Consider the following 26,368-nt stretch of genomic DNA (forward strand, 5'->3'; position numbering starts at 1 on the left):
AATGACGAGAGGTGGTAACAGCGCACTTTGACCTGCATCGTGCAAACGCGCGGCTGATAGTCGTGAGCGCATACGTAGCTTCGCGGTATGGGCACGAACATTGCTTTTTGCTGGCGACCGTAACCGTTTCGCCAAGGCAAGAAGAAACCAATGTTCAAACTCAGGACGTTCATTCCGGCGTTGCTCGGCCTCGCGATTGTCGCGGCGCCAGCGCATGCCGCGGGCAATCTCGTCGCGGTGCTCGAGGCGGAAATCGTCACGCTCGATCCGCATTTCTCCACGGCCTATATTTCGCGCACGTTCGGCTACATGGTGTTCGACACGCTGTTCGCGAAAGACTCCAAGGGCGACATCAAGCCGCAGATGGTGCAGGACTGGAAGGTCTCCGCGGACGGTTTGACCTACACGTTCACGCTGCGCGACGGCCTGAAATGGCATGACGGTCAGCCGGTCACTGCGGCCGATTGCGTGGCGTCGCTGCGTCGCTGGGGCACCCGCAGCGCGCTTGGCCGCCGCATCTTTGCGATCACGGCCTCGCTCGAGCCGACCGATGCGAAGACCTTCGTGCTGACGTTGAAGGAGCCCTCCGGCCTCGTCATCGACGCGCTTGGCAATCCCGTCAGCCCGGTCGCCTTCATGATGCCCGAGCGCATCGCGAAAACACCCGGCGACCAGCGCATCACCGAGATCATCGGCTCCGGCCCGTTCGTCTACAGCAAGGCCGATCACCGCACCGGCGATCGCATGATCCTGAAGAAGTTCGCCGACTATCTGCCGCGCCCCGAGCCCGCCGACTTCCTCGCCGGCGGCAAGCGCGTCAACGTCGATGCGCTCGAGATCCGCGTCATCCCAGATGGTGCGACCGCGGCGTCCGCGCTCCAGGCCGGCGAGGTCGACTTCATGCAATATGCGCCGTTCGACCTGCTGCCGCAGTTGGAGAAAAACTCCCGCGTCAAGCTCGTCAATTTCACCGGTGGCAACATGTTCGCCGGCGCCTATCGCCTCAACGCCGCGTCGAAGCCGTTCGACGATCCCGAGATCCGCCGCGTGCTGTGGAAGCTGGTCGATCAGCGCGAGGTGCTGGATGCCCTCGGCCTCGATGCGAAATACGCGACGCCTTGCGCCACCTTCTTCACCTGCGGCACGACCTATGAGAGCAAGGCCGGCACGGAAGCCGCCGCCAAGCCCTCGATCGAGGCGGCCAAGGCCGCGCTGAAGGCGACCAAATATGCCGGCGAGCCCGTCGTCGTGATGGAGGCCAACGATCTCGAAGCCCCCCGCGTCTCGGCGCAGGTGCTGGCGGAGCGGCTGAAGGCCGCCGGCTTCAACGTCGATCTGCAGGTGATGGATTGGGCGAGCGTGCTGGCGCGCCGCGCCAAGAAGGAGGGCTGGAGCGTCTATGGCGTTCACGCCGGCGGTTTCGATCTCGGCTCGCCGCTGACCAACGTCATGGTCGCGTTCAACTGCGCCGATTTCACCGGCTGGCAGTGCGATCCACGCATCACGCCTTTGATGGAAGCTTTCGCCAAGGCGCCGGCCGAGGAGGACCGCAAGAAAATCGCCGGGCAGATCCAGAGCGTGATGTACGATCAGGCCCCCGCGATCCCGTGGGGACAATTTGCGCAGCCCGCGGCCTATCGCGCCACCTTGCGCGGTCTGATACCGTCCGCCATCCCCGTGTTCTGGAACGTCGAGAAATAACGCGATGTACGATGTCATTGTTGTCGGCGGCGGCTCTGCCGGCGCTGCGGTTGCGGCGCGGCTGTCCGAGGATCCCGCACGGCGCGTGCTGTTGCTCGAAGCCGGCCGCGACTGGCGCGCCGATGAGGCGCCCTGGGAGGTGAGGACGCCGAACCCGATCCCGATCATCCACAAGCGCGAGTACCAGGAGAAATGGCAGTGGCCTGATCTGTTGTCGCGCCGGGTGGCCGGGCAGGAGCCGCGCTTCTACTGGCGCGGCAAGGGACTCGGCGGCTCCTCGATGATGAACGGGCAGATCGCGATCCGCGGCGTCGCCGATGCCTTCGACGAATGGGCGGCCAATGGCTGCACCGGCTGGTCGGCGAAGGAGGTGATGCCGCTGTTCTCCGTGATCGAGGACGATTTCGAGTTCGGCGATGCCGAGGGCCACGGAAGCGGCGGGCCGCTGCCGGTCTATCGCGCGCCGCCGGAGACATGGGGTCCGATCGACCGCGGTTTGCGCGATGCGGCGCTGGCGAGCGGCTATCCCTGGTGCGCCGATCTCAACGGCCCCGATGGCGAGGGCGTTGCCTGCTATCCCATCAACAGCCGCGACCTGCGCCGCATCAGCACCAATGAGGGCTATCTGGAGCCCGCGCGCGGCCGCGCCAATCTGGAGATCCGGGGCCACGCGCTGGTCGATCGCGTGCTGATCAGCGACGGCCGCGCCACCGGCGTCCGCGTTCACATCGAAGGGCAGGGCACTCACGAGATCAGCGCGCGCCAGGTCGTGCTCTGCGCCGGCGCGATCCACAGTCCGGCGATCCTGCTGCGCTCGGGCGTTGGTCCTGCCGAGGAGCTGAAGGCGATGGGGATCGCGGTCGCGCGCGATTTGCCGGTCGGCCGCCACTATTTCGACCATCCGCTGTTTCGCGCCACGATCCAGCTCCACGAAAATCTGCGGCCGACCGATCCCGACACCCGCCACACCAATTGCTGCGTGGCCTATTCCTCGGGCCTTGCCGATGGCGGCAAGCGCGACATGATCCTGATCGCGTTCAACCATCGCGGCATCGGCGTACCGGGCGCGATCGGGGCAGGGCTGTTCAACGCGTACTCGCGCGGCACGCTCAAGCTGGCCTCGGCCGACCCCACCATCGATCCCGTCGTCGAAGAGAACATGCTGGCCGATCCCCGCGACATGCTGCGCATGATCGATGCGGTGAGGCGGCTCGCGGTGATCACGTCGCAGCCGGCGCTCTCCGGCATCGCCGACTGGATCAGGCTCGCCGACACCGATCTGACCTTGCCGCAGGCCGCCGCGCTGCCGGATCACGAGCTCGACGCGGTGCTGCGCCGTGAGACCGGCGACATCCAGCACGCCGCCGGCAGCTGCCGCATGTCCGGCGCCAATGATGCCGGTGGCGTGGTCAACCCCGATGGCACCGTGAAGGGCATCTCGGGCTTGCGCGTCGCCGACGCCTCGATCATGCCGTCCGACTGCCGCGCAAACACGCATTTCACGACGGTGGTGATTGGCGAAGCGATCGCGCGGATGATGATGCGGTAGTTTCTGCCGTCCGTCATCCTGAGGTGCGAGTGGCGCGATGCAAGGCATCGCGCCGGGAGCCTCGAAGGATGAACGGCCCCGCTGCGAGAGCCGGGCCGTCGCCCTTCGAGGCTTGCTCAGTGGCGCGATGCGCCCCTGAGCGCGCACCTCAGGGTGACGGTCATGGTTTTGCGCTCGCAATGACGGAGCAGTTGGCGGGGCCATTGCGCTCCAACTCACATTTCAAACAGCAGACGCGCGTTCGCCTTCTCGCGACGCATCTCGCCCGAGTCTTGCTTCATGTGCCGCGCCCAAAGAGACAAGGGCGCAGGGAAGGCCGGGCGCCGGCTGGCACCCGAGATCCGTGCGCGATAGAAATGCACACGGGGTGGACCACAGGTGTTGCCGGTCGCCCGGCCTTCCCTGCGCGAATGGTTTTAACGGTGTCCTTCGTGCTCTCCTCGGGGAGCGTTGCACTATTGCCCCCGTCGCCTTGCGGGAATGCTGATGCGCGTGCCGGTCGGCCGCTCCATCACCGCAAGACTTGGCGCCAGAACCCCGGGCGTCGGGACCACACGACTTCTCCGTCCACGCACGTCCTCGCTGGGAATCCGGGGGGTGGCGTGTGCTCGCCCCCGAAGCCATGCGAAGACGCTGTCGGCGCCGTGTCGTATGCGCGGAAAGCCATTGCGCACGGTTGCCCGCCCTGCAATGCCCATCGCGCCGACGCCGTCGCGTCCATCGCTGCCCAGCCCGCGGTTCGTGACGATCGCGATCCGCCCCTTGTCTCGGGCCAGGGTGTCTTGTGTGTACGATAAATCCGAATTTCGGTAAAGTGGAATATTTTGCGAGGTGGGGCTTGACAAGCGGTCAGTGCAAATTGACGGGCTGTTCTGCCCGACGGGCAACGGTCGATGCGAGCCGCGCTCGGAAGCATCTTCAGATCTCGCACCCGCTCATATTCAATGCCTTGAGCAAGCCACCAAACGCCTTCAGCCGGCAGGGCTCGGGATTGCCTGCGGCCTTTGAGCGTTGAGGATTGGCGGCCTGCTTGACGGGGATCGCTCTTGGCTTCGGCTTGAGCTGAGCGGTCGCGAGCTTCTTCGGATGGTGCCGATGACGGACGGTCGGCTTCGGCTCGGACGAGCCGATATGGACGTCTTGCGAGGGGGCGATGCGGTCCTCGGCCGGAGGTGCCTGTGTCGGCGTCTCGCTGCTCACGGCGGAGATTTCAAGCCGATCAGCCTTCGCCAGCGCGCCATGTGACGCAGAAGGGCTTGTGGTTTGTTCGGCAGGCGGCTCGGCGATCACGGTGACGCGGCGTGGCGGAGTTCTCAGCTCCATGGCCGACAGCATCCCCACACTCAGCAGGATCAGGAGGCCCAGCAACGCCATTCTCAGCATAATGCGCCTCCAACCGACGTCAGTGCTGCAGAGAATTCTCCGCGCCAATGAGGCAACTTGTCGGCGGGGCGTCGGACCAGGGAAGATCATTTGCCGACAGGGTTAATTTCGGTGATGCCCTCCACAAGCGGAGAATGCTGCTGCGCGCGAGCTTGTCCGGGGAATGGCCAGAGGCCACTCACCAGAACTTCCTGATGCAGACGTCATGGGTCGACTTCTCGGATGGCAAGCCAGCCCTTCGAGAAGCGTCCTAAGCCTTTGCGAACATATGCGGGGCATTTCCGCCCATGCCGGTCGCTGCGGCGGCTTCGTCGATGGCAGCCATCAACTGGGTCGTGGCGGATTGTTGAATCATATGACCCGCTCCAGCGATGCGATGCAATTTGCTGTGCTTGATCTCACCGTGCAGTCTGACCGACTGCTCGTTGATGTCGATCAGACGATCCTCGTCGCCTGCGATAATAATGGTCGGGATATCGATCTGATCATAGGTCTTCGATGACTCAAGCGCAGCGGGTATCATCAAGGCCGCTTCCGCCGCGCTGGCACGCATCTGCGATGGTCGCACCGCCATCTCCTTGGGGAAGCCATCGAACTTATCGGGGACCGACCGAGGCCCGAACATCTTGTGCAACATGGCTGGCCACAACATGCGGCTGAGGATCGGCGAGATCGTGTGGCTGATGGCATCGCCCACCCCAGGCATTGCAGATACCGAGGAGGCCGTTACGTCGGCGCGGGCGGTTGGAAAATAGTAGCCCGATGCCAGCACCAAGGCTTCGACACGTGACGGATGTCTTATCGCCAGCGCAAGAGCGACGGAAGCACCCCATGAATGTCCAAGCACGATTGCCTGCTTAACGCCTATCCGATCAAGCGCCTTCCGGATCAGATCTGCCTGTGCTTCGGGAGTCCAGATCACGTTCCGCGGCCGCGAGCTATGACCGAATCCGGGACGATCGAATACAATCACCCTGTAGCCGTTGGCCGCCAGGTCGATCAGCCCGCTGGAGTCGAAATCCTGGATCATGCTGCCGTTGCCGTGAAGGAGCACCAGGGGACGTCCTTCGCCGCGTTCCACGTAGTGCAGCCGCGCGCCGTCGATATCCAAGAACTGCCCACGGGGCGGGTTATCGCGTTCGGCCTTCCTGGCGAGGCGCTGGTTTACGATCGCTGCCACCCCGAGAAGGGAAGCCGCCGCGGCAAAGGTCGCAAGCAGAGGATGTCGTTGCAAGGCAACGACGTAGTCGGACGACAGGGAGTGGGAGCGTGTTCGCGCGAGAGCCATTTGCAGTACCTCAGGTGGTCTGCACGATGACTCAGGCAATTGAGAAATGTTGCAGCTCACCGTCAACGGGGGCGGTTGAGCTTTCGTTCCAACACAAATTGGAGTGACCTGGCGAGCCTGCAGGAGGTGCGTTGTGTTCGCACCTGTCATGGGCTGTTGTCGCGTCTCGCAGGCGGGCTTTTCGCGCGGTTGAGTGCCTTACTCGACTACGAAATCCGCTCGAACGCCAGATCAACCGACCAAACTGGAACATCGACCATTGATTTCCGTTCAAGCCCGTTACGTCCTTCAAAGGAGCAACTTCTCATGACAAGCAACAAGAAACCCGATCAGAAGCAACCCGGCGAGAATCCGGATGGCAAATACCACTACAATCCCGGAAATATGGCTGGGAAAAAGCCCGGCGATGCGAAACAGACGAAAGATAATCGCGACGCTTCGCGCGAGCACAAGGACGAGGAAAAGACCGCCGACTAACAGTCGCAGATCGAAATCGGCTGTTCTTGCGTACTAAGTCGACCATGACGGGGAGAAACTCTCGCGAGGTTTCACGGGGAATCGGCCCATCGCCAGATACGCGCCTGACGATGGGGCATCCCCGGGGTGGATGGCACAAACTGAAGGTGGCTTTCGTCCCCGTACGGCGCCGACCTGTGCTCGGTCGAGTGAAAGGCGGAAACGCTCAGCGATCCCGGCATGCGCGCGCGTCCAGCCGTTTTGAAGGTTGGGTGCTCTGCTCGCGTCCTAGTTTCCTCTGCAGCAGAGAGCCCTCGTTCCCGCCGAGACGACAAGGGAACGCTTCGTTCACACTCGATTTGCTTCCAGAGGGCGGCAATTTTCAAGGCCGCCGGCTTCATCGATGGATCGAGGTGAAGTGGAGGCAGTTAAGGCGACTATTCCGGACGCGCCCGTCATAGCAGAGGGATCACTCCTTCGTGTGACGTCGAAGCAAGCCCGATATTTGGAACGTTGGGGTGGGGCGGGGCTTGGTCTAGCAGGAGGTCACCATGACCAAGATATCAGACCACGGCATCATGCGCGTACGGGGAGAAGATCAGCCTGCAGACAAGGAACGGGCTCAACTGGCCCAAAAAATCGAGCTTGGCCACACACGGCCTGTCTTTCGGGAAGAGGCGACCGACAGGGACTGATCGGCACGTCATATGGATAGCTATCGCGGGAGCCTGCGAGCAGCATTCGTCCGCCGCCCTAGCATGGAGCTTTCTGACGCTGCTCGAAAGCGGCAATGGCTCGATTGGAAAGCATCAACGTGCGGCTCTCGCCCTTTAGAATTTGAGTTTTGATGCTGTCCAGCAAGATTTCGGCCGCCTGCTGCGGGTCGGCAATTCCACCTGAGCGGTCCAGGAAGTCCCAAGCAATCTGAAGCGAGTTTTCGATAATAGTCGGGAGCGGTTCGGCCATGCTGGAGGAACGCCTCTGATGCGGTCCCGTTCCTTGCGCTGCAGTCCGGTGATCCCGGTAAAGACAGCTATTTGCAGATTGAGCGTCTATTGATCCCCTCGCGAGGGGAGATCGGAGGCACGGATGCCCCAGGAAACGTCTGTGAGCGCGCTTGCCATCTTGCCGTTCAGGCCGCAAGTTCGCGGAGCGTTGAAAGGATTGCCGCGGACGGATAGGGCTTGCGGAAGAACTTTGCCCCGTCTGGCAGCTCTGGACCGTTGATGAGATGACCCGAGACGACCAGAAGCTTTATCGGTGGCCATCTTTCCCGAACGGCCGTCGCGAGCCGAATGCCGTCCATCGAACCAGGCATCCTGACATCTGTGAAGACCACGCAGATATCCTGTCGGGCTTCAAGTATCCTGATGGCCTCATCGGCATTGCCGGCTAGGAGCGGATGCAGTCCTGCATCCTCGACGATGTCACTCGCCATCAGGAGAAGCATCGGCTCATCCTCGACCACGAGGACGCAAGTGCCGCGAGGCGAGCTTTGCTCAAGCATATCATTCCTTTCGCACGCGGAAGACGCCACCGGCCGGGACATCCCCGCAGTCACGCTCTTAAGCCGTCACGGCAGCCGACGTTCCGAGTGGCCGGTTCTTTTCGGACAATCTTCGCGGCGTCCCCAATGCGGCTGGCGATCAGCGGGAGGTGATTGGCCATGCGCTGCCGCGGCTTCCATCGTGGAGCTCGCCGCGCTCGCGTCTAGCCGCCTTCCTCGCTCATCGCCGCAAGGCTGGCCAGTCGAATAAGGCTGGCCAGTCGAATGCCGCAGCGCTCTTCCTGGCTTGACTGATCATTCGCGCCGCAATCGGATCGAAAAGCACGTGCCTGTGTGCTCGTCGGATGTCACAGAAATCTCGCCGCCATGAGCTTCGACGATCAATTTTGCGATGTAGAGGCCAAGACCCAGGTGAGTGCCGTGCACGGACGGGTTTTCAGCATCCTGCCCTCGCGTCCAGGATTGGAAGATCGATCTTTGAGTCTCAAGCGGGATTGAAGACCCAAGATTGTGCACGTTGATCGTCACGGCATCTGGATCGTTGCCTGCAACAGTCACGGTGATCGGGGTCGCTACGTCGCTATACTGGACGGCATTGCCCATCAGGTTGGACAGCACCTGTCCCAGGCGAGCGGGGTCGCAGGAAACCAACGGATCACCCTCATGCGTGACCTGAAAGTTCCGATCTGCGTTGACGGAGCGAAACTCATCCGCGATTTCCTGACATAAGGCCGCAACGTCGTTCTTGCTCTTTGTAACAGGGATCTGAGTGCCGAAAGATGAGCGCGTGAGATCGAGCAGATCGTTCAGAATTTGGGTCGCCCGGCCTGCCGCCAGCTTGATCTCCGAAACGACCCTGGCCTGCTTTGCGTCGGTTGTTCCAGATCGCTCGATCCACTGGGCGCCCATCGAAACGGCGCCCAGGGGATTGCGCAAATCGTGGCCAAGGACCCCCAGAAACAGATTACGCGAGTCATTTATCGTCTTCGTATAGTGCGCCACCGATTCCGTTACGGCCTGATCGATCGCCTCGTTGAACCGCGTCAAATCCTCGATATCGGTATCGGCAAGGATCCGATGGTGCGCAACCCACTGCTTGACGACGCTTGCACGAAGCGCCCTGTATTCCGAGACCATCTGATCGATGTCAAAGCCGTCGGCGAGACGTAGAGCGGCATGAAGCTCAGCGGCGCTTTGAGAAAAGGCGTTATCTTGCGCGCCGTCGCCCCGCGATTTGTCCAACCTTTCCCGCGGGGTTTGTACGGTTTCGAGGTCGTCCGCCACAAACCCGAGAAGATCGACGATATGATCCTCCAGAGCCAGCTTTGACATCTTGTCGCTGGCCGGTGACAGGGTTCGAGCGAACTCCGTCCATTCTTTCACGATAGGGGCGTGGTTGTGTCGAATGAAGTCAGCCAGGCGTTCATACTCTCTCCGCCCGGTAGAACTGCTCAAAGCGAACTCCCCCAACGAGATGAGTGCAGGCCACATCCAGCGCGCATCTGCCTGCGGTCCGCAACGCCAAACTTTGAGTATAGCTACTGGCCGTCCCCGTCACAACCACGCTGCCGCCAGAGGCGACGAGGCATTGCAAGACCTAGCTGAGGTTTGCAGGCCGGTGTGGAACCGGTGAGGTGAAAATTCGCCGGCGCGACCCTGCGCGCCTCAAATCACCCCCGCCAGCCTCAGCCCCACACCCGCCGCGCAGCTTCCCGCCAGCACCGTCAGCATCCCCAGCTTGAACCGGAAGATCGCGGTTGCGGCGGCGATGGCCAGCAGCAGCGCTGGGATATCGACGCTCCTCAGCACGGGCATATCGAAGTTCAGCGGAAAGGCGTGCACCGGCACGGTCTCGCGGAACAGCGTGTGCAGCGCGAACCATATCGAGAGGTTGAGGATGACGCCGACCACGGCTGCGGTGATTGCACTGAGCGCGCCGGCGAGGCCCGTGTTGCCGCGCAGGCGCTCGATATAGGGCGCGCCGACGAAGATCCAGAGGAAGCAGGGCGTGAAAGTCACCCAGGTCGCGAGCAGCCCGCCGAGTGTGGCCGCGAGCATCGGCGACAGCCCGCTCGGGTCGCGGAAGGCTGCCATGAAGCCGACGAACTGCAGCACCATGATCAGCGGGCCCGGCGTGGTCTCGGCCATGCCGAGACCGTCGAGCATCTCGTGCGGCTTCAGCCAGTGATAATGCTCGACCGCCTGCTGGGCGACATAGGCCAGCACGGCATAGGCGCCGCCGAAGGTGACCAGCGACATCTTCGAGAAGAACAGCGCGATCTGGCTGAAAACGTTGCCTTGGCCGAGCGCGAGCAACAACACGGCGACCGGCACCAGCCAGAGCGCCAGCCACAACGCGCCGACGCGGATCGCGCGCGCGGTGTTGGGCTTGACGTGATCGGGGACGGCCTCGCCGAGCATGCTGTCGATCGCGGCGCCGCTCCCGCCATGGCCGTGACCGGCCGGCGCGAACTCCGGCCGACCGCTGCGCGCGCCGGCATAGCCGATCAGGCCGGCGGCGATGATGATGATCGGGAAGGGCACCGCGAAGAAGAAGATCGCGACGAAGGCGATGCCTGCGAGCGCGATCATGACGCGGTTCTTCAGCGCGCGCTTGCCGACACGCACCACCGCCTCGACGACGATGGCGAGCACGGCGGCCTTCAGGCCGAAGAACAGCGCCTCGACGAAGCTGACGTTACCGAAAGCCGCGTAGACATAGCTGAGGCCCATGATGGCGATGATGCCGGGCAGGATGAACAGCCCGCCCGCCATCAGCCCGCCCTTGGTGCGATGCATCAGCCAGCCGACATAGGTCGCAAGCTGCTGCGCCTCCGGGCCCGGCAGCAGCATGCAATAGTTCAGCGCATGCAGGAAACGGCCTTCGGAGATCCACTTCTTCTCCTCGACCAGGATGCGGTGCATCACCGCGATCTGGCCCGCGGGCCCGCCGAAGCTCAGGCAGGCGACGCGAAGCCAGACGCGAAACGCTTCGTTGAAGCTGATGCCGTGACCGGCATCAGCTCCTGCTTGAACGTTACGGATGTCCATTACGCCTTCACCTTGTTGGTCGGCCAATTGTGGGTCTCGGCCGTCGCATCGCGGCACCAGCGGTAGAAGGCATCGTACAGCGTCATGCCGGCCTCGAGCTGTTCGAGGTCGTCGTCATACATCCGCGACAGCCCGAGCGAGGCCGCGAGCAGTCCGGGTGCCTCCGGGGCAAGATCCGGCCGCGCGGTGTCGGCGCCGCGCACCAGCGTCGCCAGCCGGAGCAGGGCCGGAGTGGCGATGCCGAACTCCTCGATCATGACGTCGAAGGTGCAGAGCTCGCCGCGGTGGCTCCAGAACACGTTCTCGATGTCGAAGGGGGCGGCGTTGAAGCGCTCGCCGACCGCGACCACCTCGGAGGGCGCGACATAGAGGAAGACCGCGTTGGGGTCGACGAAGCGGCGGATCAGCCAGGGGCAGGCGATGCGATCGACCTTCGGCCGTGCCCGCGTCACCCAGACGGTGCGCCCCTTGGCGTCGCGCGGCGGCAGCTTGCGGGCATCGACCAGCGGCAGCTTGGCCGCCTTCCAGCCCTCAAAGCCGTCCTCCAGGGTTTCGGCCTCGGCGCCGAGCTGCCTCAGCCAGGCGGCCGTGCCCTGTGCGAGCTTGGCGCCGCGCAGGCAGGAGACGACGGCCGAACGGCCGGCAAATGCGCCGCCCCATTCCGCGACGGTCTCGTGGCTGAGCTTGATCGAGCCGGGAATCAGCCGCCTGTCGGCGGCGAAATCCTCCTCGGTGCGGACATCGATCAGGACAGGAGCATTGGCCGTGCCGATCAGGCGCGCCAGTTTGTCGGATGATATGGTCGTGAATGTAGACATTTTGCGTCCTCGCAAGAAACAGACGGGACGCGATACTTGGGCATGTCGCCTCGTGGGGAGATCGCTCAAATCCCCATGGCGCAGATTACACCGAAACTAAGAAGCACTGTCAATCCGGGGGACGGCTGGACCTTAGAAAAGTGCTGCCGACCGGACTATAATGGCCTCAACAGATCTGAATCTCCTGGAGAATTCGATGCATTCGCATTCCATCGAGCAATGGACCCATGACCACGCCTTCCTGGGCGAGAAGCACGACGAGAACGAGCGCCGCACCTGGCTCGTCGTCGTCCTGACGCTCGTCATGATGGTCGGCGAAATCGTCGCCGGCTCGCTGTTCGGCTCGATGGCGCTGCTCGCCGACGGCTGGCACATGGGCACGCATGCCGCCGCGCTCGGCATCGCCGCTTTCGCGTACCGCTTCGCGCGGCGGCATCTGGGCAATGCGCATTTCACCTTCGGTACCGGCAAGTTCGGCGACCTCGCAGCCTTCGCCAGCGCGATCATTTTGGGATTGATCGCCGTCGAGATCGCTTATGAGAGCGTGCTGCGACTGATGAATCCGGTGCCGATCGTCTATGGCGAGGCGATGGCGGTGGCCGCGCTCGGCCTTGCCGTCAACCTCGCCAGCGCCTGGCTGCTGCGCGACAGCCACGATCATCACCATCACGGCCATGACCACGGCCACGGCCATGCGCATGACGATCACGATGACCATGACCACGATCATGATCATGATGGCCGTCATCATCATCACGACAACAATCTGCGCGCGGCCTATGTGCACGTCATGACCGACGCGGCGACCTCGGTGCTGGCGATCGCCGCGCTTGCGGTCGCGATGACTTCGGGATGGGTCTGGGCCGATCCCGCGGTCGGCCTGATCGGCAGCGTGGTGATCGCAAGCTGGGCATTCGGCCTGGTCAAGTCATCGGGCGCGGTGCTGCTCGACGTGCGCGCCGACGAGAAGCTGGAGCGGGTGATCCGCGCGCGCATGGAGGCCGGTGACGATCGCGTCACCGATCTGCATCTGTGGCAGGTCGGCCCAGGCCATTGTGCCGTGCTGCTCTCGGTGGTCTCGGACAAGCCGAAGCCGCCGGCGGTCTACAAGCGGCGGCTCGCCGGGTTGAAGGGTCTCAGCCATGTCACGGTGGAGGTCGAGACCTGCCCGCATTGACGTGACCGGCGGGAATTCTGCGAACGGGCCGGGGTTGATCCTCGGTCACGGCCGTGTGGCTGAAAGGGAGGAATGATGATGCGCAGGACCAGGCTCGCTCTCGCCATGGCTGCACTGGCGCTGTCAGGCGCCCCGGCATCGGCGCAATCGACCGGCGTCGAGAAGCTCTATGTGCTCAATTGCGGGGAGGGCACCGCGGGTGACATCTCGCGCTGGACGCCCGGGTTGAACGAAGGCAAGACGATGGACTTCGTCGACACGTGCTATCTGATCAAGCACGCCAAAGGCTGGTTCCTGTGGGACACCGGCATCGCCGATTCCGTCGCCGCGATGCCGAGCGGTCTTGTGCCCGCCGATCCCAAGGCCGTGACCTGGCGCCGGCCGAAGACGTTGCAGGCGCAGCTCGAGCAGCTCGGCGTCAAGCCCGACGACGTCAAGGCGATGGCGGTCTCCCACACCCATCCGGACCATACCGGCAATGTCGAGCTGTTCCCGCAGTCGATGCTCTACGTGCAGAAGGCCGAATATGACTGGCCGGGCGCCAACAACGCGCCGCGCTTCAAGCCCTCGCATCCCGTGGAATTGCTCACCGGCGACAAGGATGTGTTCGGCGACGGCAGCGTGACCATCCTGTCGACGCCCGGCCACACGCCCGGGCACCAGTCGCTGCTGGTGAAACCGTCCAAGACCGGCGCGGTGGTGCTGTCGGGCGATGCCGTGCACTTCAAGGACAATTGGGATAACCGCCGCGTCCCCAGCATGAATGTCGACAAGGACCAGACCGCGGCCTCGATGCAGAAGCTCGCCGACACGCTCGCCAAGGAGAAGGCGCAGCTCTGGATCAACCACGACAAGGCCCAGCGCGACAGCCAGAAGATGGCGCCGGAGTTTTACGACTGACGCTTCAATCAGCTTTTCGGCGCGGTCGCTGCGGCCGGGCTCGTCTCCGGCGGCTTCTTCGGCTTCAGCGTGCCGGCGTAGAACGAAACCAGCCACACCAGGATGATGGCGAGGAGATAGACGCCCCAGGCCTGCGGCGGCGTGGTCGCCCAGCGCAGGAGTCCCTTGAATGTACGGGGCGGGCGGGTGTCGTCGCTCATGGCCCGCTTGTGCGCGAAAGCCTGCGTCCGGTCAATCCGGCCGCGGCCTGGTGCGGATCAGGAACAACGCCGCCAGCGCCGACAGGCTCAGCGCAGAGGAGACGACCAGCACCTTGGCGCCCATGAGGTCGATGAGCAGGCCGAACGCCAGCGGCGCCACCGCCTGCGCCATGCGCGCTGGTGCGCCGATGATGCCGAGACGGTAGCCAAAGTCCTTCGGGCCGAAGATCGACAGCGGCAGCGTGCCGCGCGCGATCGTCAAAATGCCGTTGCCCGAGCCGTGGAACAGCGCGAACGCGCTCGCCGCAGCGCCGCCGAAGACGGCCACGATCACGGCGCCGATCGGGTGGGTGAGGCAGGCAAGCCGGGTCGACCACAGCGGATGGAAGCGGCTGAGGAAGCCAGCCTCCAGCATGCGTGCACCGACCTGCGCCGGCCCGATCAATGCGCCGGCGGCGATGGCCTCGGCCGGCGTTGCGCCCGTCGTCTCCAGGATGCGCGGGAAATGCGCGGCCATGGCGCCGGTGACGGTCCACACCGCCGCGAAGATGAAGGCCAGCAGAAGCATGGTGCGATCGAGCGGCACATGCGGCTTCTCGGCCGCGGCAGCCGCTTGGCTGGCGCCCTTGATCACCGGCAGCATGAAGAAGTTGAGCGGCAGGCCGATCAGGATGTTGGCGGCCGCCCAGGCAAAGCAGGTGTCGCGCCAGCCGATATGCGACAGGCCCCAGGCCGTGAGCGGCCAGCCGACGGTGGAGGCAAAGCCCGCCATCAGCGTGATGCCGGTGATGGGCCGGCGCGCCTCGGTGCCGTAGATGCGCCCCAGCGCGGCGAAGGCGGCATCGTAGAGCCCCATCGCCATGCCGATGCCGAGCACGAGCCAGGCGAACACCATCACCGCAACGGACTGCGAGAGCCCAAGGAGCGCGAGCCCGGCGGCGATGGTCAGGTTCGAGGCCGATAGCACCTGCCGTCCGCCGACGAGGTCGATCTGCCGGCCGATGCGAGGTCCGAGCATCGCCGAGATCACCAGCGAGGCCGAGAACGCGCCAAAAATCCAGTTGGAGGAGACGCCGAGATCGCGCGCCATGGGATCGGCGAGCAGCGCCGGCAGATAGTAGCTGGAAGCCCAGGCCAGGGTCTGCGTGGTGCCGAGCGCCAGGATGATCGGAAGCTGGCGCTGGCTCATATCGCTCCATGTCGGGTCGGCGGTGTCATCGGTTCCATTTGCAGCGTGCGGCGTGAGTGCGTCAACAGCGCCTGCGGCATATTCGACCTGCTGTAGGCGGGAGCCTTTGACGCGCGGCGATGTGCATGGACTTCCGCTCGTCGCGAATGCACGCCATAATGGCGCATGAAATTGACCTCGCGCCTTGCGCTGATGAACTGGCTGACGGGCCAGGGGCTCACGGGCCTGCCCGAAAACGAACTGCTCAGAGGCTTCTGCGAGCGCTGTCGCGCCGAGGGCCTGGAACTGTCGCGCGCGCTGGTCGTCATCGACACGCTGCATCCGATCTATGAGGGCCGCGGCTTCCGCTGGAGCGATCGCGCCAGCAACGAGAGCGAAATGTTCGAATACGGCTCGACCGCCGACGGCGACGCCGCCAAGAGCTGGCGCCGCTCGGTGTTCTTCCACATGCTCGAGAATGGCCACGACGAGATGGTGATCGATCTCGCCGACGCGCCGTCGATGGACTTCTCGCAGATCGGCGAGCTCGCCGAGAAAGGCCATAAGCACTATCTGGCCTTCGTGCACCGCTTCGGCGAGAACGGCGCGCTCGGGCTGATGGACTGCCTGTATTCCTGCTGGACGACGCGGCGCGACGAAGGATTCGATGAGGCCCAGCTCGAGGCCATGCGCGATCTCGTGCCGGTGCTGGGTCTTGCGATCAAGTCGGCGCAGCAGGTCGACATCGTGCGCACGCTCGGCCGCGTCTATCTCGGCCGCGACGCCTCCGCGCAGGTGCTGGCCGGGCGCATCTCGCGCGGCGTCACCGAGCGCATCAACGCCGTGCTGTGGTATTCGGATTTGCGCGGCTCGACCGGGATCAGCGAGAGCATCGGCCCCGACGAGATCATCCCGTTCCTGAACGACTACGCCCAGGCCGTGATCGAGGCGATCCACGATGCCGGCGGCGACGTGCTCAAGCTGATCGGCGACGGCGTGCTCGCGATGTTCTGGGGCGAGGACATGGCGGACGCGCGGCGCGCCGCACTGCGCGCCGAGCATCTGTTCCGCAAGAATATCGCTGCGCTGAATGCCCGCCGGGCGGCTGAGGGCCGTCCGACGACGTCGGCCTATATCGGCCTCCATGTCGGGGAGGTCTTCTACGGCAACATCGGCAGCGAGGACCGGCTCGACTTCACGGTGGTCGGCCCCACCGTCAACGAAGTCAGCCGCATCGCCTCGATGAGCCGCTCGGTCGACCGCGAACTCTTGGCGTCATCCGAATTCTACAAGGGCCTCGATGCCGCCGGCCGGCGTTATCTCGTCTCCACCGGCCGCTACGCGCTGCGCGGCATCGGCCGCGCGCAGGATCTCTACACGCTCGATCCCGAGGTCGATGCGAGCGAGCCGGTGACGGGAAGCTACGAGCGGTACCTGGCGAATTAGCACGGATAAGCTGTGCGCAATCTCGTGCCCCGGACGCAGCGCAGCGCTCCTTCAGCGATGCGCTGCAGAGCCGGGGCCCATGTCGCAGAGGAGCTCGCGGCTTCTGGGTCCCGGCTCTGCGCAGCGTTGCTGCTTGTCCGGGACACTCCGCTGTGCTCGCAATGACGGCTGTGGCTAGCACCTCACAGCCGCTTCGTCCCCCACCATCGCCGGCTGCCGGTCCAGCGCCACCGCCGGCGACAGCCAGATCACCAGGGCCTGCATGCCGAACACGGCGACCGCAAGATAAAGGCACGCTTCCGCGCTCCAGAGCCCGCCGACGACCGCGCCCAGCACTGAACCGAGCGGGCGGGCACCGTAGCTCATGATGTTGATGGCGGAGACGCGCCCCAGGAGGCGCGGCGGCGTCACCGACTGGCGCAGCGTCGTGGTCGAGATCACCCACAGGATCGGGCCGACGCCGAGCAGGAAGAAGCTCAGGGCCGCAAGCCACGGCGAAGGGATCAGCACCGTCAGCGCCATCACCAACGCGGCAACGAAGCCGGTGACCGGGCCGAGACCGACCACGGTGCCGAAGGCGATGCGCTGCATCACGCGCGTGGCGAGCAGCGCGCCGATCACCATGCCGACGCCGTACATCGTCAGCACGGTGCCGACGCCCGCGGCGGTCAGGCCGAGATGGCGCACCGCGTAGGGCACGAACACGGCGATCTGCAGGAACCAGCCGGTGTTGAAGATGAACTGGGTGATGAACACCGGCCGCAGCAGCGGATGATGAAACACGAAGGCCGCGCCCTCGCGGATCTCCAGCAGCGGATGACGGCGCGGCGAGGGGCTCCGTGCGGGTTCGTAGATGCCGGCGAGCAGCACCACCGCGATCGCCGAGAGCGCGGCGGCGAAGCCGAAGGCCGGGCTGGCGCCCCACCAGCCCACCAGCGCGCCGCCGAGCGCAGGGCCGCTGGCAAAGGCGACGGTGCGGGCAAGCTCGATGCGGGCATTCGCAGCCGGCAACAGCTCCGCGCTGACCAGCGAGGGCACCAGCGCCGGCGCGGCCACGCTGTAGACGACGGTGCCGCACACTGCCGCGAAGCCGAGCAGCGCCAGCAGCGGCAGGTTGAGCGCGCCAAGCGCCAGCAGCAGCACGATGGAAGCGAGCGCCACCGCCCGCAGTGCCTCGGCCGCCGCCATCAGCGAGCGACGCGAGATGCGGTCGGCGAGCAGGCCGGCGGGAATGGCGAACAGCACGAAGGGCAGGGTCAGCGCGGTCTGCAAGAGGCCGGTCCGGCCTTCCGCTACCCCGAGCGTGAGCACGGCCACGATGGGGGCGGCGGCCAATGCGATCTGCTCGGCCGACTGCGCCGCGAGGTTGGACCAGGCGAGGCGGCCGAAGGTGTAGGGGAGGCGCGGCGGATTTGACATGGCTCATTTCCTGCAAACTCGGATTGGCGCGAGTATCCGGCGTCAGGGGCCGCCAAACCCACCCGGTTTCCGACAGGGCAGCGCATAAGGGCGGGATCGGGAACCTATGTCACTAGATGCAGTTGCAAATGAGTTGCAATAAGCCCCGAGTTCGGTATTCTCGCCCCATGGATGCCCGATCGCCCGATTTGACGCCCGACGCCGGCTGGCGCGCCGATGCGCCCGCCACCAAGAGTCTTGCCGAGGTCAACGCCTCGGTCGCCATTCCGGCCGCGGGCCACTGGTCGCGCCGGCTGCTCGCCTTCGTCGGTCCGGGCTATCTCGTCTCGGTCGGCTACATGGACCCCGGCAATTGGGCGACCGATCTCGCCGGCGGATCGAAGTTCGGCTACACGCTGCTCTCCGTCATCCTGCTCTCGAACCTGATGGCGATCCTGCTGCAGTCGCTGGCGGCGCGGCTCGGCATCGTCACCGACCGCGACCTCGCGCAGGCCTGCCGCGCCACCTATTCGCCGGCGGTGAACTTCCTGCTGTGGCTTGCCTGCGAGGCGGCGATCATCGCCTGCGATCTCGCCGAGGTGATCGGCACGGCGATCGCGCTCAAACTCCTGTTCGGCATTCCCCTGATCGGCGGCGCGCTGCTCGCAGCCCTCGATGCCTTCCTGCTGCTGCTCCTGATGAACCGCGGCTTCCGCTTCCTCGAAGCCTTCGTCATCGCGCTGCTGGTGGTGATCGCGGTCTGCTTCGCGGTCCAGATCGCGGCTGCCGCGCCGCCGGTCGCGGAGGTGCTGCGCGGCTTCATGCCGAAGAGCGAGATCTTCACCAATCCCGAGATGCTCTACATCGCGATCGGCATCATCGGCGCGACCGTGATGCCGCATAATCTCTACCTGCACTCCTCGATCGTGCAGACGCGCGCCTATGAGCGCAACGACGAAGGCCGCCGCGAGGCGATCAAATGGGCGACGACGGATTCCACCATCGCCCTGATGCTGGCGCTGTTCATCAATGCCGCGATCCTCGTCGTCGCCGCCGCGACCTTCCACAAGAGCGGCCATTCGGATGTCGCCGAGATCGGGCAGGCCTTCGAGCTGCTGTCGCCGCTGCTCGGCCTCGGCATCGCCTCGACTTTGTTCGCGATAGCGCTGCTCGCCTCCGGCCTGAACTCGACGGTGACGGCGACGCTCGCCGGCCAGATCGTGATGGAAGGCTTTCTCGATCTGCGCCTGCCGAGCTGGGCGCGCCGCCTGCTCACGCGCGGCATCGCCATCATTCCGGTGATCGTGGTCACCGCGATCTATGGCGAGCGCGGCACGGCGGATCTCCTGGTGTTCAGCCAGGTCGTGCTGTCGATGCAGCTGCCCTTCGCCGTCATCCCGCTGGTCCGCTTCGTCTCCGACCGCCGCAAGATGAGCAGGTTCGCGATTCCCACCTACGTCGCGGCGATCGCATGGATCGTCGCGGGCGTGATCGTGGTGTTGAACCTGAAGCTGTTGTTCGACACGTTGTCTGGATGAGTGCAGGGACTGCCCGCACTTTCCGTGCGGAGTGCCCTGCGACGAGCTGCTACCTCGCGCGAGCCGGCCGGACCCGTTTTGCGCGAACCCGGTCCCGCCTTTCGAAAATGCGCGCCGGCCGGCGACCGACGCTTTCGTCGCCCGCCGACGAATGACCGCTTTTCAATTGGTGCGAAGAGGGTATACTACCTCCAATTGCTGATGGGCCATATTTGCTGACGGGCCGTGCTATGATGTTGCGTTTTTCAAGATTGATTTTTCTCCCCGCGGGATAATCGGCGGTCCCGCGCCGGAGTAGGTGCGCTGATCGCATTCTCTCCGGACAATTAGAACGGGTTGCGCGCAAAGTTGGCGCGCGAGCCAGTGGCGCCGCCATTGGCGATGGATTGATTTTTGCTGCGCGGGTTCACGTCCTGGGAGGGGACGATGATCAGGCCAGAAAGCTTTGATTGCTGCGTTGAAGTCATTGATGAGCGTGTACTGCCGTGACCAAGTGTCCCGCATGTTCAGCCCGTGTCGCTCGTGAGCATCGCTTCTGCTCTCAATGCGGCGCGCGCCTCGATCGCGCCGTGGAGCAGCCCTCTGGTCCATCGGCGGCCGGCACGACTGACCGTGAGGAGCGGGTTATTCCGCTGCATGATCATGCGGCGGTTCGGTCACAGATGTTGACCGAAAACAAGCAGGTCAGCGTTCTCTTCGTCGACGTCTGCGACTCGACATCGCTGCTCCAGCACTCCGACCCCGAGGAATCCCGCAATTATCTCGGCAAGGCGCTGAACCACTTGGCCGAAGCGGTCGGGACCTATGGCGGTACGGTGAGCCAGTTGCTCGGCGACGGGCTCGTCGCCCTGTTCGGCGCGCCCATGGCGCAGGAGGATCACGCCCTGCGCGCGTGCCTTGCCGCCCTCAAGATGCAGAGAGCAACCATTCCCGGCCATGAGGTTCATGGCATGGCCAGTCCGATGCTGCGCATCGGCATCAATTCGGGCGAAGTCCTGGTCGGCGTCGTCGGACAATACGGCTGGTCGCATTACGGGGCGGATGGCAAGACGATTCACCTTGCATCGCGGCTCGAAAAGATGGCCCCGCCCGGCGGCATTCTGATCAGTGCCGCGACGCAGCGGCTCGTCGCGCAGCAGATCGACACGCGGCCGGTCGGGATGCGACCGGTGCGAGGATTGGACGATCCGGTCGAGCTCCATGAGGTCGTGGTCGCCACCGAAAGTTCGGCGGCTGGGCCGCTGACGCGCAAGCAGCGCTGGGCGCCCCTGGTCGGCCGCGAAGAGTCCTTGCGGATCCTGGCTGCGGATCTCGACATCGTTCGAGCCGGCGTGATGCGGACGATCGGGCTGTGCGGCGATGCCGGGATCGGGAAGTCCCGCTTGATAGCCGACTGGATCGCCGCGCTTGCAAGTCAGGGCACGGAGGTCTGCCTTTCGCAGGCGCGAGGTTATGCAAGCGCACGCGCCTACAGCACCGCCGCGGACCTGATCGCAAGTTTGGCTGGGTTGCCGCAAAGCGCGACGGACCCACAATCCGACAGGCAGATCCTCGACGCCGAATGGGCCAGCGAAGGTGCCGCGCATCTGGCGGCGGTGAATGACTTGCTGGGTCTGGCGGCGCCGGACCAGGCTTGGCTGGCGCTGAATCCGGTGCAGCGGCGGCGGCGAATTGGCGACGCATTGCTTTGGCTCGTGCGCAGGCGGGCGCAGACGGGCCCGTTCGTGCTCGTGCTCGAGGACGTTTTCCTGGCCGACCGCGAGAGCCGACGGTTGTTCGAGGCGCTGCTTCCAAAGCTTCAGGGTCTGCCCATCCTGGTCTGCGTCAGCTATCGACCCGATTTCGAACATCAGTGGCGCCAGGCCCCGTGGTTTGCGGAGCGCGTGATCGAGCCCCTTCGCGACGGCGAGTTGCTCAGACTCGCGCGCGCCCTGATGGGGGACGATCTGTCCGTGCTCGGCATCATGAACGACCTGGTCGCGCGCGCCGACGGCAATCCCTTCTTCCTGGAGCAGTTGGTCATCACGCTGATCGACGACGGATCGCTGGAGGGGACGCCGGGTGCATACCGCCTGCAGCGGCCGCCCGGGGAGCTGCGCGTGCCGGGCTCCATCGCCGCGGTGATCGCCGCGCGCGTCGACAGGCTGCCCGAAGCCGCCAAGTCCGCGCTCGAGGCCGCGGCGATCCTCGGCGACCCCATCACGGGCGAACTGATCGCCGCGATGCAGGCCGTGGACTTGGGGCGTGCCGAAGAATTGCTGGGTCTTTGCGTTGCATCCGGCTTGCTGACGGGACCGGATCAGGCGCTCGGCCTGCTCGAACAGCACGCGTTCGCGTTTCGTCACGCACTGGTGCGCGATGTCGTGCTCGGCACCCTCACACGCGCGCGGCTCAAGGCGCTGCATCGTCAGGCCTTCCTGGCGCTGCATGCGCGACCAGGGGCGGCCGGAGCGGATGTCGCGCCGGCGCTGGCGCACCATGCCTTCAAGGGCGAGGAGTGGGAGCAGGCGGCCAGATTCACCGTCAAGTCGATGGCGCGTGCCATCTCGCGCTCGGCCAATCAGGAAGCCCTTCAAATGTTCGAGAAGGGTCTTCAGGCAGCCCGCCGAATCGATGACGCCTCGGTTGCGCAGACCCTGGAGCTCGCGCTCCGCCTGGAAGCCATCGGGGCGATGTTGGCCCTCGGACAGATCGACGACATCTTCAGCAATATGGAGCGCGCGGAAGCCATCGCGGTGCAACTGAACGATCAGCGGGCACGAGCGGCGGTGTCGACCGAGACGGCGGTGTTCCTGTGGATGCGCGGCCGCTTCGAGCAGGGTCTGCGCTATGCCACACGGGGTCTCGAGGCGGCGCGCCTTGCGCAACGCCGCCACATGATGATGGCGGCGCACCAGACCCGCGTGATGAATCTCCACGCTCTCGGTCGATATGCAGAGGCCGCCATGGAGGGGCAGATTCTGCTCTCCGACTACGGACCAGAGCTGTCGGCGCATTGCGTCCAACCCGGATGGGCCGCTATCCCCATCATCAATCTGTATGCGTTTCATGCCAGCACGCTCTGGCGGCTCGGAGACAGCGCAAGGGCACATGCGTTCTGTGCCAAGGCCTACGAGATCCTGTCGAACATCAACCATCCCTATTCCCGTCTGCTGATCGACACCGTCCAGTCGCAGATCTGGATCGAGAGCAGGGAGCTCGATCGTGCCGAGACCTTGATGCGCACGGGCGTGCAGCAGTGCATGACGCACAACGTCCCGACCATGCTTTCGGTTTGCACGGGCGTTCTCGGCAGCGCGCTCGCGCGCAACGGCAAGGCCGCCGAGGCGGCGACGATGCTGGAGAAGGGGTTCGCCGACCGCATCTACGAGGCGGCCGGGCCCTACGGCCGGACGTTCATGCGCGTGAGCCTGGGCGTCGCCTATCGCAAGCTCGATCGGCTCGACGATGCCATCGCAGTCGGCCGCAAGGCCGTCGAGGAGGCCGCCGAAGAATACGGTCACCAGACCGAAGCCCTGTACGAGCTTGCAGACACCTTGCGGCAGGCCGGCGATCTCACGGGCGCCGAAGCGCATTTCAAGAGGGTCGCCGAGGCAGCGGAGCGGCTGGGCATGCCCCACTATCGAGGACGGGCCGCCGCGGTGCTCGCAGATTGGCGGAAGGACGGGTATGCAGCATGAAACTCTCGACCTATGAACCCGACGCGCTGGCGCCGGGAATACGCAGGCTCTCCTATGGTCTGTTCTGCTGGCTCAACCGCCACATCGTCGTCTTGCGCGCGGCCGGCGCGCTGTTGCGGCGCTGGCCCTCCATAGGGGGCCCATTCGGCATGGTGGCCCGCGCCAGCGCGGTCAAGGATGTGTTGACGCGCACGCCCAGCTTTTCCAACACGGCGCATGCCGCCAACATGGTGTCCGGGGACTACCTCATCGGCATGGATCCCGGCCCGACCTACACGGCCGACAGGGCTCTGGTCCGCGAGCGCCTCGACGCCCTCGATGTTCCGAACGCGTCCGACGAGGAGGCCAAGAGACGGATCGGGATACTGGATTCCGGAGATCGCAGTTTCGATCTGATCGAGAACTATCTGATGTGGGTCGTCTTCCACGCCATGAAGCCGCTGTTCGGATCGGCGACCGACGCGGTGGTGGCAGGCTCGGCGGACCCGGCCGCGCAAGCCGCCGTCGATGAAGGCCTGCAACGGCAGTACATGCTGGAGATCCGGTATGTTGCAGGTCAATTGCTGGCCGGCAGCCTTGCGACGCTCGACCTTCGGCGGCGGGCGGAGACCTGTGGCGATGCGCTTCAGGCGCGCATCGATCGCGTGACCGGCCCCATCGGCACCGCGTGGGGTGTCAAAAGCGCATCCCAGGACATTGAACGAAACGCGGTGGGGCTTGCCTGGATTTCGCATCCGGTCACGGTTCAGTCGGGAGCCCTTGCCGTGCAGGAGCTCCTCGGCCGCCCCAAGGTCTACGAAAAACTCTGGTCCCGGGCCCAGAGTCTCAAGGACCGCGTCTGGACCGACACGGGTTTCCGCAAGGACGTGCGCGACCATGTGCTCGAGCTGATGCGTTTCCGCCCGATCTTTCCGCTGCTGGCGCGCGACGTGCCGCGGGACACCGAACTGCAGACGGGCGCGCGACAGAACGCGAAATGTCCGGGTGGCGGGAAGGTGTCGCTGCTGGGGATCGCCGCTCTGTTCGATCCGAGCGTGGTCTCCGACAGCAGAAGCTTCTGCCCGGAGCGCGATTGGGGCAGCGAAGATCCGCTGCGCTATCTCATGTTCGGATATGGCTACCGCCAATGTCCTGCCCGGGACCACGCGGTGGACATCCTGACGAGCGCGCTGATCGGATTGCTGACGTTGCCCCGGCTGCAGCTGGCGCGCGGTGAAGGCAAGGCCATCACCTATGACGGCCCCCTGATGTTGTCCATGCGCATGCGCATCACCTGAGCGAGCGGAGACGACGGCCATGCTCGAGATCGTCCGGCAGCAGATGATCTGCATCGTTGCGCCAGGCTGGGCCGGCGGAGCGGAACTTCCAAAGCCGCTCCACGATGGGTTGAACGCCGTCCTGCGGGACGTCGCCGTGGTCCACTTCGCCTCGATCGGGCTGCTCCCGGCCTTGACCGGCGACCCCGACCCGCAGCCGTCGCTCGTGCTCGAGCTTGCGGTCGAGGAGGGGTTCCGCCCGTACGACCTGTTGTATCGGCTGGTCTACCATCCCGGTGGCGCGATGTGGGCGCTGTTCGGCTCCATGATTGCTCCCAACGTCGCAGAGCCCACGGCGCAGCATAAGCAGCAATTGCTGGATAAGCTGATGAGCTGGCACAGCATCGCTGATGGCGGCTTCGTCGGCGCCCGCGACCGATCGGTCCGGCAGATCGCGATGGAGAAAGACCTGCTCGATCAGACGCGCATCGAAGCGCGGAAGCTGAAGCCGAAATACGGCAACGATCGCACCGCCTTCGCGCTTGCGCTGTCAAGATGGGCCTATGCCAATCCCGATTTCGGATGGGCGGCCACAGCTGCGCCGCGATCCTATTGGCGCGGGAAGGGGGCAGGCATCGGCGCGAAGCTCGCTTATCCCGTGGCCGCGATCGTGCTGTGGTTCGCGTTGCTCGGGATCGTCTGGGCATTGCCGCGCGCCTTTAACTGGTTCTTCGGCGAACCGGGGCGGGTGGGTAAGGCGATCGAACACGCCGTGACCAAGACGACCGAATGCCTGTTCACGATGAGCTGGCACGGGCTGCTGGCGTTCGCAGTGATCGCATTCCTCGTTTGGCTCTTCCTTGTGCCGCTGCCCGCGCAGTTTGTGTCGTGGAGGCGCTGGTTGAACAGCGTTCAGCAGGAGCTCGATCGGCCGACCGAGACGCTCTCGTCGTTGGCGACCTATGTGGGCGGCTGGGTCATCGGCGTGCCGCTGCTGCTGGCCGTTGCCGCCTGCGCCATCGCCTACACGCTTGCTCCATTGGCCTATGCGCTGGCTCCGGTCTACATGCATGATGTCATCGAACCGAAGCTGCCGAAGCTGACCGGATTGCAGATCACGTTGATCGCCGTCGTCGCGATCGCCGCGGTGCTCGCCATCGGCGCGCTGTTCTACCGGCTCAATCGCTATTTCACGGGGCTGAGCGAAAAGTTCTTTCATCCGCTCGAAGACGACGTTCCGCGTGCCCAGCAGATTCATCCGTCGGTTGAGCGCTGCGAGGCCGAGTTGGTCGATGGGACCCAGCACATGTTCAGCCTCACGGAGCTGCGCGGTCCGCAATGGTGGAGCGCATGGTGCATTCGCGTGGCTCTGCGCATCGTGACGTTTGCCGGACGGGTGTTCTTCACGCAAGGCTGGCTCGGCAATGCGCCGGGCATCCATTTCGGCCATTGGCACATCATCGATGGCGGACGCCGCTTTCTGTTCTGCTCGAACTATGACGGCAATTTCGGCGGCTATCTCGACGACTTCATCAACGGCGCGGCCGTCGGCACCACGCTGGCCTGGCGCTGGACCGAGCTGCATCCGCGCGAGCCGGCGCTGGCGGGGCAGCCCGGCGTTGCAAAGCCGCGCAGCTTTCCGCCGACGCGCTTCGTCGTCTTCCGCGGCGTGAAGTGCGAGCTGAAATTCAAGTCGTATGCGCGCGACAGCATGCTCCCGCACCTCTACCATTTCGACGCCTGCAACCGGACCGTCGACCAGATCAACCTCGCGACGGGACTGCGCGACGCCTTGTTCGGCGAGCGCAACGGGAAGAACGACGATCTGATCATGAGGGCCATCGAGACATGA

22 protein-coding genes are annotated in these 26,368 nt (G+C 64.8%); 11 read left to right on the forward strand and 11 right to left on the reverse strand.

From position 1 onward, the window contains the following. Positions 1-150 precede the first annotated feature (150 nt). Both TSA1_RS18245 and TSA1_RS18250 read left to right on the forward strand, forming a co-directional pair. Positions 151-1,701, forward strand: a complete 1,551-nt coding sequence (locus TSA1_RS18245) for an ABC transporter substrate-binding protein (RefSeq protein ID WP_100177565.1) — start codon at positions 151-153, stop codon at positions 1,699-1,701. Positions 1,702-1,705: 4 nt separating this feature from the next. Then, positions 1,706-3,250: a GMC family oxidoreductase gene (locus TSA1_RS18250; RefSeq protein WP_100177566.1), complete on the forward strand. Its 1,545-nt coding sequence runs from the start codon at positions 1,706-1,708 to the stop codon at positions 3,248-3,250. Between the two features lie 918 nt (positions 3,251-4,168). Here TSA1_RS18250 and TSA1_RS18255 read toward each other — a convergent pair. Both TSA1_RS18255 and TSA1_RS18265 read right to left on the reverse strand, forming a co-directional pair. Beyond that, positions 4,169-4,633, reverse strand: coding sequence for a hypothetical protein (locus TSA1_RS18255; protein ID WP_100177567.1), 465 nt, complete (start codon positions 4,631-4,633; stop codon positions 4,169-4,171). 250 nt (positions 4,634-4,883) lie between these two features. Next, a complete protein-coding gene (locus tag TSA1_RS18265; protein ID WP_100177569.1) occupies positions 4,884-5,921 on the reverse strand; it encodes an alpha/beta fold hydrolase in 1,038 nt (345 codons plus the stop codon). Positions 5,922-6,227: 306 nt separating this feature from the next. Between TSA1_RS18265 and TSA1_RS39750 the strand changes: the two genes are divergently transcribed. Together TSA1_RS39750 and TSA1_RS39755 are read left to right on the forward strand one after the other, a co-directional pair. Further along, positions 6,228-6,398, forward strand: a complete 171-nt coding sequence (locus TSA1_RS39750) for a hypothetical protein (RefSeq protein ID WP_174718962.1) — start codon at positions 6,228-6,230, stop codon at positions 6,396-6,398. A gap of 530 nt (positions 6,399-6,928) precedes the next feature. Further along, positions 6,929-7,072 carry a hypothetical protein gene (locus TSA1_RS39755; RefSeq protein ID WP_174718963.1) on the forward strand — a complete coding sequence of 48 codons (144 nt, stop codon included), beginning with the start codon at positions 6,929-6,931 and terminating at the stop codon, positions 7,070-7,072. 58 nt (positions 7,073-7,130) lie between these two features. Here the strand turns inward: TSA1_RS39755 and TSA1_RS18270 are convergent, their stop codons facing one another. The 5 genes from TSA1_RS18270 to TSA1_RS18290 all read right to left on the reverse strand — a co-directional run bounded on the left by TSA1_RS18270 (position 7,131) and on the right by TSA1_RS18290 (position 11,753). Beyond that, entirely contained in the window at positions 7,131-7,343 is a 213-nt protein-coding gene (locus tag TSA1_RS18270) for a hypothetical protein (protein ID WP_100177570.1), read from the reverse strand. A 166-nt stretch (positions 7,344-7,509) separates the two neighbouring features. Continuing rightward, on the reverse strand, positions 7,510-7,884 hold the full coding sequence (locus tag TSA1_RS18275) for a response regulator (RefSeq protein ID WP_100177571.1): 375 nt from the start codon (positions 7,882-7,884) through the stop codon (positions 7,510-7,512). A gap of 294 nt (positions 7,885-8,178) precedes the next feature. After that, positions 8,179-9,339: a sensor histidine kinase gene (locus TSA1_RS18280; RefSeq protein WP_245448335.1), complete on the reverse strand. Its 1,161-nt coding sequence runs from the start codon at positions 9,337-9,339 to the stop codon at positions 8,179-8,181. Positions 9,340-9,549: 210 nt separating this feature from the next. Next, complete coding sequence (chrA, locus tag TSA1_RS18285; protein ID WP_100177572.1) at positions 9,550-10,935, reverse strand: chromate efflux transporter; 1,386 nt, start codon at positions 10,933-10,935, stop codon at positions 9,550-9,552. Beyond that, positions 10,935-11,753 carry a chromate resistance protein ChrB domain-containing protein gene (locus TSA1_RS18290; RefSeq protein WP_142252259.1) on the reverse strand — a complete coding sequence of 273 codons (819 nt, stop codon included), beginning with the start codon at positions 11,751-11,753 and terminating at the stop codon, positions 10,935-10,937. The genes chrA and TSA1_RS18290 overlap by 1 nt, the downstream gene beginning before the upstream one ends. Positions 11,754-11,949: 196 nt before the next feature. On the opposite strand from TSA1_RS18290, the gene dmeF reads away from it, so the two are divergent. Both dmeF and TSA1_RS18300 read left to right on the forward strand, forming a co-directional pair. Further along, a complete protein-coding gene (gene dmeF, locus TSA1_RS18295) occupies positions 11,950-12,930 on the forward strand; it encodes a CDF family Co(II)/Ni(II) efflux transporter DmeF (RefSeq protein WP_100177574.1) in 981 nt (326 codons plus the stop codon). 75 nt (positions 12,931-13,005) lie between these two features. Further along, positions 13,006-13,830 carry an N-acyl homoserine lactonase family protein gene (locus TSA1_RS18300; protein WP_100181197.1) on the forward strand — a complete coding sequence of 275 codons (825 nt, stop codon included), beginning with the start codon at positions 13,006-13,008 and terminating at the stop codon, positions 13,828-13,830. A gap of 8 nt (positions 13,831-13,838) precedes the next feature. On the opposite strand, the gene TSA1_RS18305 is transcribed toward TSA1_RS18300, so the two are convergent. Beyond that, positions 13,839-14,030, reverse strand: coding sequence for a hypothetical protein (locus tag TSA1_RS18305; protein ID WP_100177575.1), 192 nt, complete (start codon positions 14,028-14,030; stop codon positions 13,839-13,841). Positions 14,031-14,061: 31 nt separating this feature from the next. After that, positions 14,062-15,219, reverse strand: a complete 1,158-nt coding sequence (locus tag TSA1_RS18310; protein ID WP_100177576.1) for an MFS transporter — start codon at positions 15,217-15,219, stop codon at positions 14,062-14,064. Between the two features lie 165 nt (positions 15,220-15,384). Here TSA1_RS18310 and TSA1_RS18315 point away from each other — a divergent pair, with 165 nt between their 5' ends. Further along, the gene (locus TSA1_RS18315) at positions 15,385-16,644 is read left to right on the forward strand and encodes an adenylate/guanylate cyclase domain-containing protein (RefSeq protein ID WP_100177577.1); all 1,260 of its coding nucleotides are present in this window, start codon (positions 15,385-15,387) and stop codon (positions 16,642-16,644) included. Positions 16,645-16,818: 174 nt separating this feature from the next. Here TSA1_RS18315 and TSA1_RS18320 read toward each other — a convergent pair whose 3' ends face one another. Then, positions 16,819-18,063, reverse strand: coding sequence for an MFS transporter (locus TSA1_RS18320; RefSeq protein WP_100177578.1), 1,245 nt, complete (start codon positions 18,061-18,063; stop codon positions 16,819-16,821). 167 nt (positions 18,064-18,230) lie between these two features. Here TSA1_RS18320 and TSA1_RS18325 point away from each other — a divergent pair, with 167 nt between their 5' ends. Beyond that, positions 18,231-19,580 carry an Nramp family divalent metal transporter gene (locus TSA1_RS18325; RefSeq protein ID WP_100177579.1) on the forward strand — a complete coding sequence of 450 codons (1,350 nt, stop codon included), beginning with the start codon at positions 18,231-18,233 and terminating at the stop codon, positions 19,578-19,580. A 326-nt stretch (positions 19,581-19,906) separates the two neighbouring features. On the opposite strand, the gene TSA1_RS39340 is transcribed toward TSA1_RS18325, so the two are convergent. After that, the gene (locus TSA1_RS39340; protein WP_161497242.1) at positions 19,907-20,047 is read right to left on the reverse strand and encodes a hypothetical protein; all 141 of its coding nucleotides are present in this window, start codon (positions 20,045-20,047) and stop codon (positions 19,907-19,909) included. A gap of 195 nt (positions 20,048-20,242) precedes the next feature. On the opposite strand from TSA1_RS39340, the gene TSA1_RS18330 reads away from it, so the two are divergent. Genes TSA1_RS18330 through TSA1_RS18340 form a run of 3 tightly spaced genes read left to right on the forward strand, consistent with a single transcriptional unit; the run spans position 20,243 to position 26,368 of the window. Then, positions 20,243-23,260, forward strand: coding sequence for an ATP-binding protein (locus TSA1_RS18330; protein ID WP_245448337.1), 3,018 nt, complete (start codon positions 20,243-20,245; stop codon positions 23,258-23,260). Further along, the gene (locus TSA1_RS18335; RefSeq protein WP_100177581.1) at positions 23,257-24,537 is read left to right on the forward strand and encodes a cytochrome P450; all 1,281 of its coding nucleotides are present in this window, start codon (positions 23,257-23,259) and stop codon (positions 24,535-24,537) included. Before TSA1_RS18330 ends, TSA1_RS18335 begins: the two co-directional genes overlap by 4 nt. Positions 24,538-24,556: 19 nt before the next feature. Further along, positions 24,557-26,368, forward strand: a complete 1,812-nt coding sequence (locus TSA1_RS18340; protein WP_100177582.1) for a hypothetical protein — start codon at positions 24,557-24,559, stop codon at positions 26,366-26,368.

Origin of the sequence: Bradyrhizobium nitroreducens (assembly GCF_002776695.1) — a bacterium.
Lineage (GTDB): Bacteria > Pseudomonadota > Alphaproteobacteria > Rhizobiales > Xanthobacteraceae > Bradyrhizobium > Bradyrhizobium nitroreducens.

Excerpts from the sequence above, each read along its gene's own strand:
- TSA1_RS18320 (WP_100177578.1), bottom strand. The coding sequence starts at position 18,063 with ATGTCAAATCCGCCGCGCCTCCCCTACACCTTCGGCCGCCTCGCCTGG.
- TSA1_RS18340 (WP_100177582.1), top strand. The coding sequence starts at position 24,557 with ATGCTCGAGATCGTCCGGCAGCAGATGATCTGCATCGTTGCGCCAGGC.
- TSA1_RS18325 (WP_100177579.1), top strand. The coding sequence starts at position 18,231 with ATGGATGCCCGATCGCCCGATTTGACGCCCGACGCCGGCTGGCGCGCC.
- TSA1_RS18310 (WP_100177576.1), bottom strand. The coding sequence starts at position 15,219 with ATGAGCCAGCGCCAGCTTCCGATCATCCTGGCGCTCGGCACCACGCAG.
- TSA1_RS18305 (WP_100177575.1), bottom strand. The coding sequence starts at position 14,030 with ATGAGCGACGACACCCGCCCGCCCCGTACATTCAAGGGACTCCTGCGC.
- TSA1_RS18300 (WP_100181197.1), top strand. The coding sequence starts at position 13,006 with ATGATGCGCAGGACCAGGCTCGCTCTCGCCATGGCTGCACTGGCGCTG.
- TSA1_RS18270 (WP_100177570.1), bottom strand. The coding sequence starts at position 7,343 with ATGGCCGAACCGCTCCCGACTATTATCGAAAACTCGCTTCAGATTGCT.
- TSA1_RS39750 (WP_174718962.1), top strand. The coding sequence starts at position 6,228 with ATGACAAGCAACAAGAAACCCGATCAGAAGCAACCCGGCGAGAATCCG.
- TSA1_RS18330 (WP_245448337.1), top strand. The coding sequence starts at position 20,243 with ATGTTGACCGAAAACAAGCAGGTCAGCGTTCTCTTCGTCGACGTCTGC.
- TSA1_RS18335 (WP_100177581.1), top strand. The coding sequence starts at position 23,257 with ATGAAACTCTCGACCTATGAACCCGACGCGCTGGCGCCGGGAATACGC.
- chrA (WP_100177572.1), bottom strand. The coding sequence starts at position 10,935 with ATGGACATCCGTAACGTTCAAGCAGGAGCTGATGCCGGTCACGGCATC.
- TSA1_RS18290 (WP_142252259.1), bottom strand. The coding sequence starts at position 11,753 with ATGTCTACATTCACGACCATATCATCCGACAAACTGGCGCGCCTGATC.
- TSA1_RS39340 (WP_161497242.1), bottom strand. The coding sequence starts at position 20,047 with ATGACTTCAACGCAGCAATCAAAGCTTTCTGGCCTGATCATCGTCCCC.
- TSA1_RS39755 (WP_174718963.1), top strand. The coding sequence starts at position 6,929 with ATGACCAAGATATCAGACCACGGCATCATGCGCGTACGGGGAGAAGAT.
- TSA1_RS18315 (WP_100177577.1), top strand. The coding sequence starts at position 15,385 with ATGAAATTGACCTCGCGCCTTGCGCTGATGAACTGGCTGACGGGCCAG.
- TSA1_RS18255 (WP_100177567.1), bottom strand. The coding sequence starts at position 4,633 with ATGCTGAGAATGGCGTTGCTGGGCCTCCTGATCCTGCTGAGTGTGGGG.
- TSA1_RS18265 (WP_100177569.1), bottom strand. The coding sequence starts at position 5,921 with ATGGCTCTCGCGCGAACACGCTCCCACTCCCTGTCGTCCGACTACGTC.
- TSA1_RS18275 (WP_100177571.1), bottom strand. The coding sequence starts at position 7,884 with ATGCTTGAGCAAAGCTCGCCTCGCGGCACTTGCGTCCTCGTGGTCGAG.
- dmeF (WP_100177574.1), top strand. The coding sequence starts at position 11,950 with ATGCATTCGCATTCCATCGAGCAATGGACCCATGACCACGCCTTCCTG.
- TSA1_RS18245 (WP_100177565.1), top strand. The coding sequence starts at position 151 with ATGTTCAAACTCAGGACGTTCATTCCGGCGTTGCTCGGCCTCGCGATT.
- TSA1_RS18250 (WP_100177566.1), top strand. The coding sequence starts at position 1,706 with ATGTACGATGTCATTGTTGTCGGCGGCGGCTCTGCCGGCGCTGCGGTT.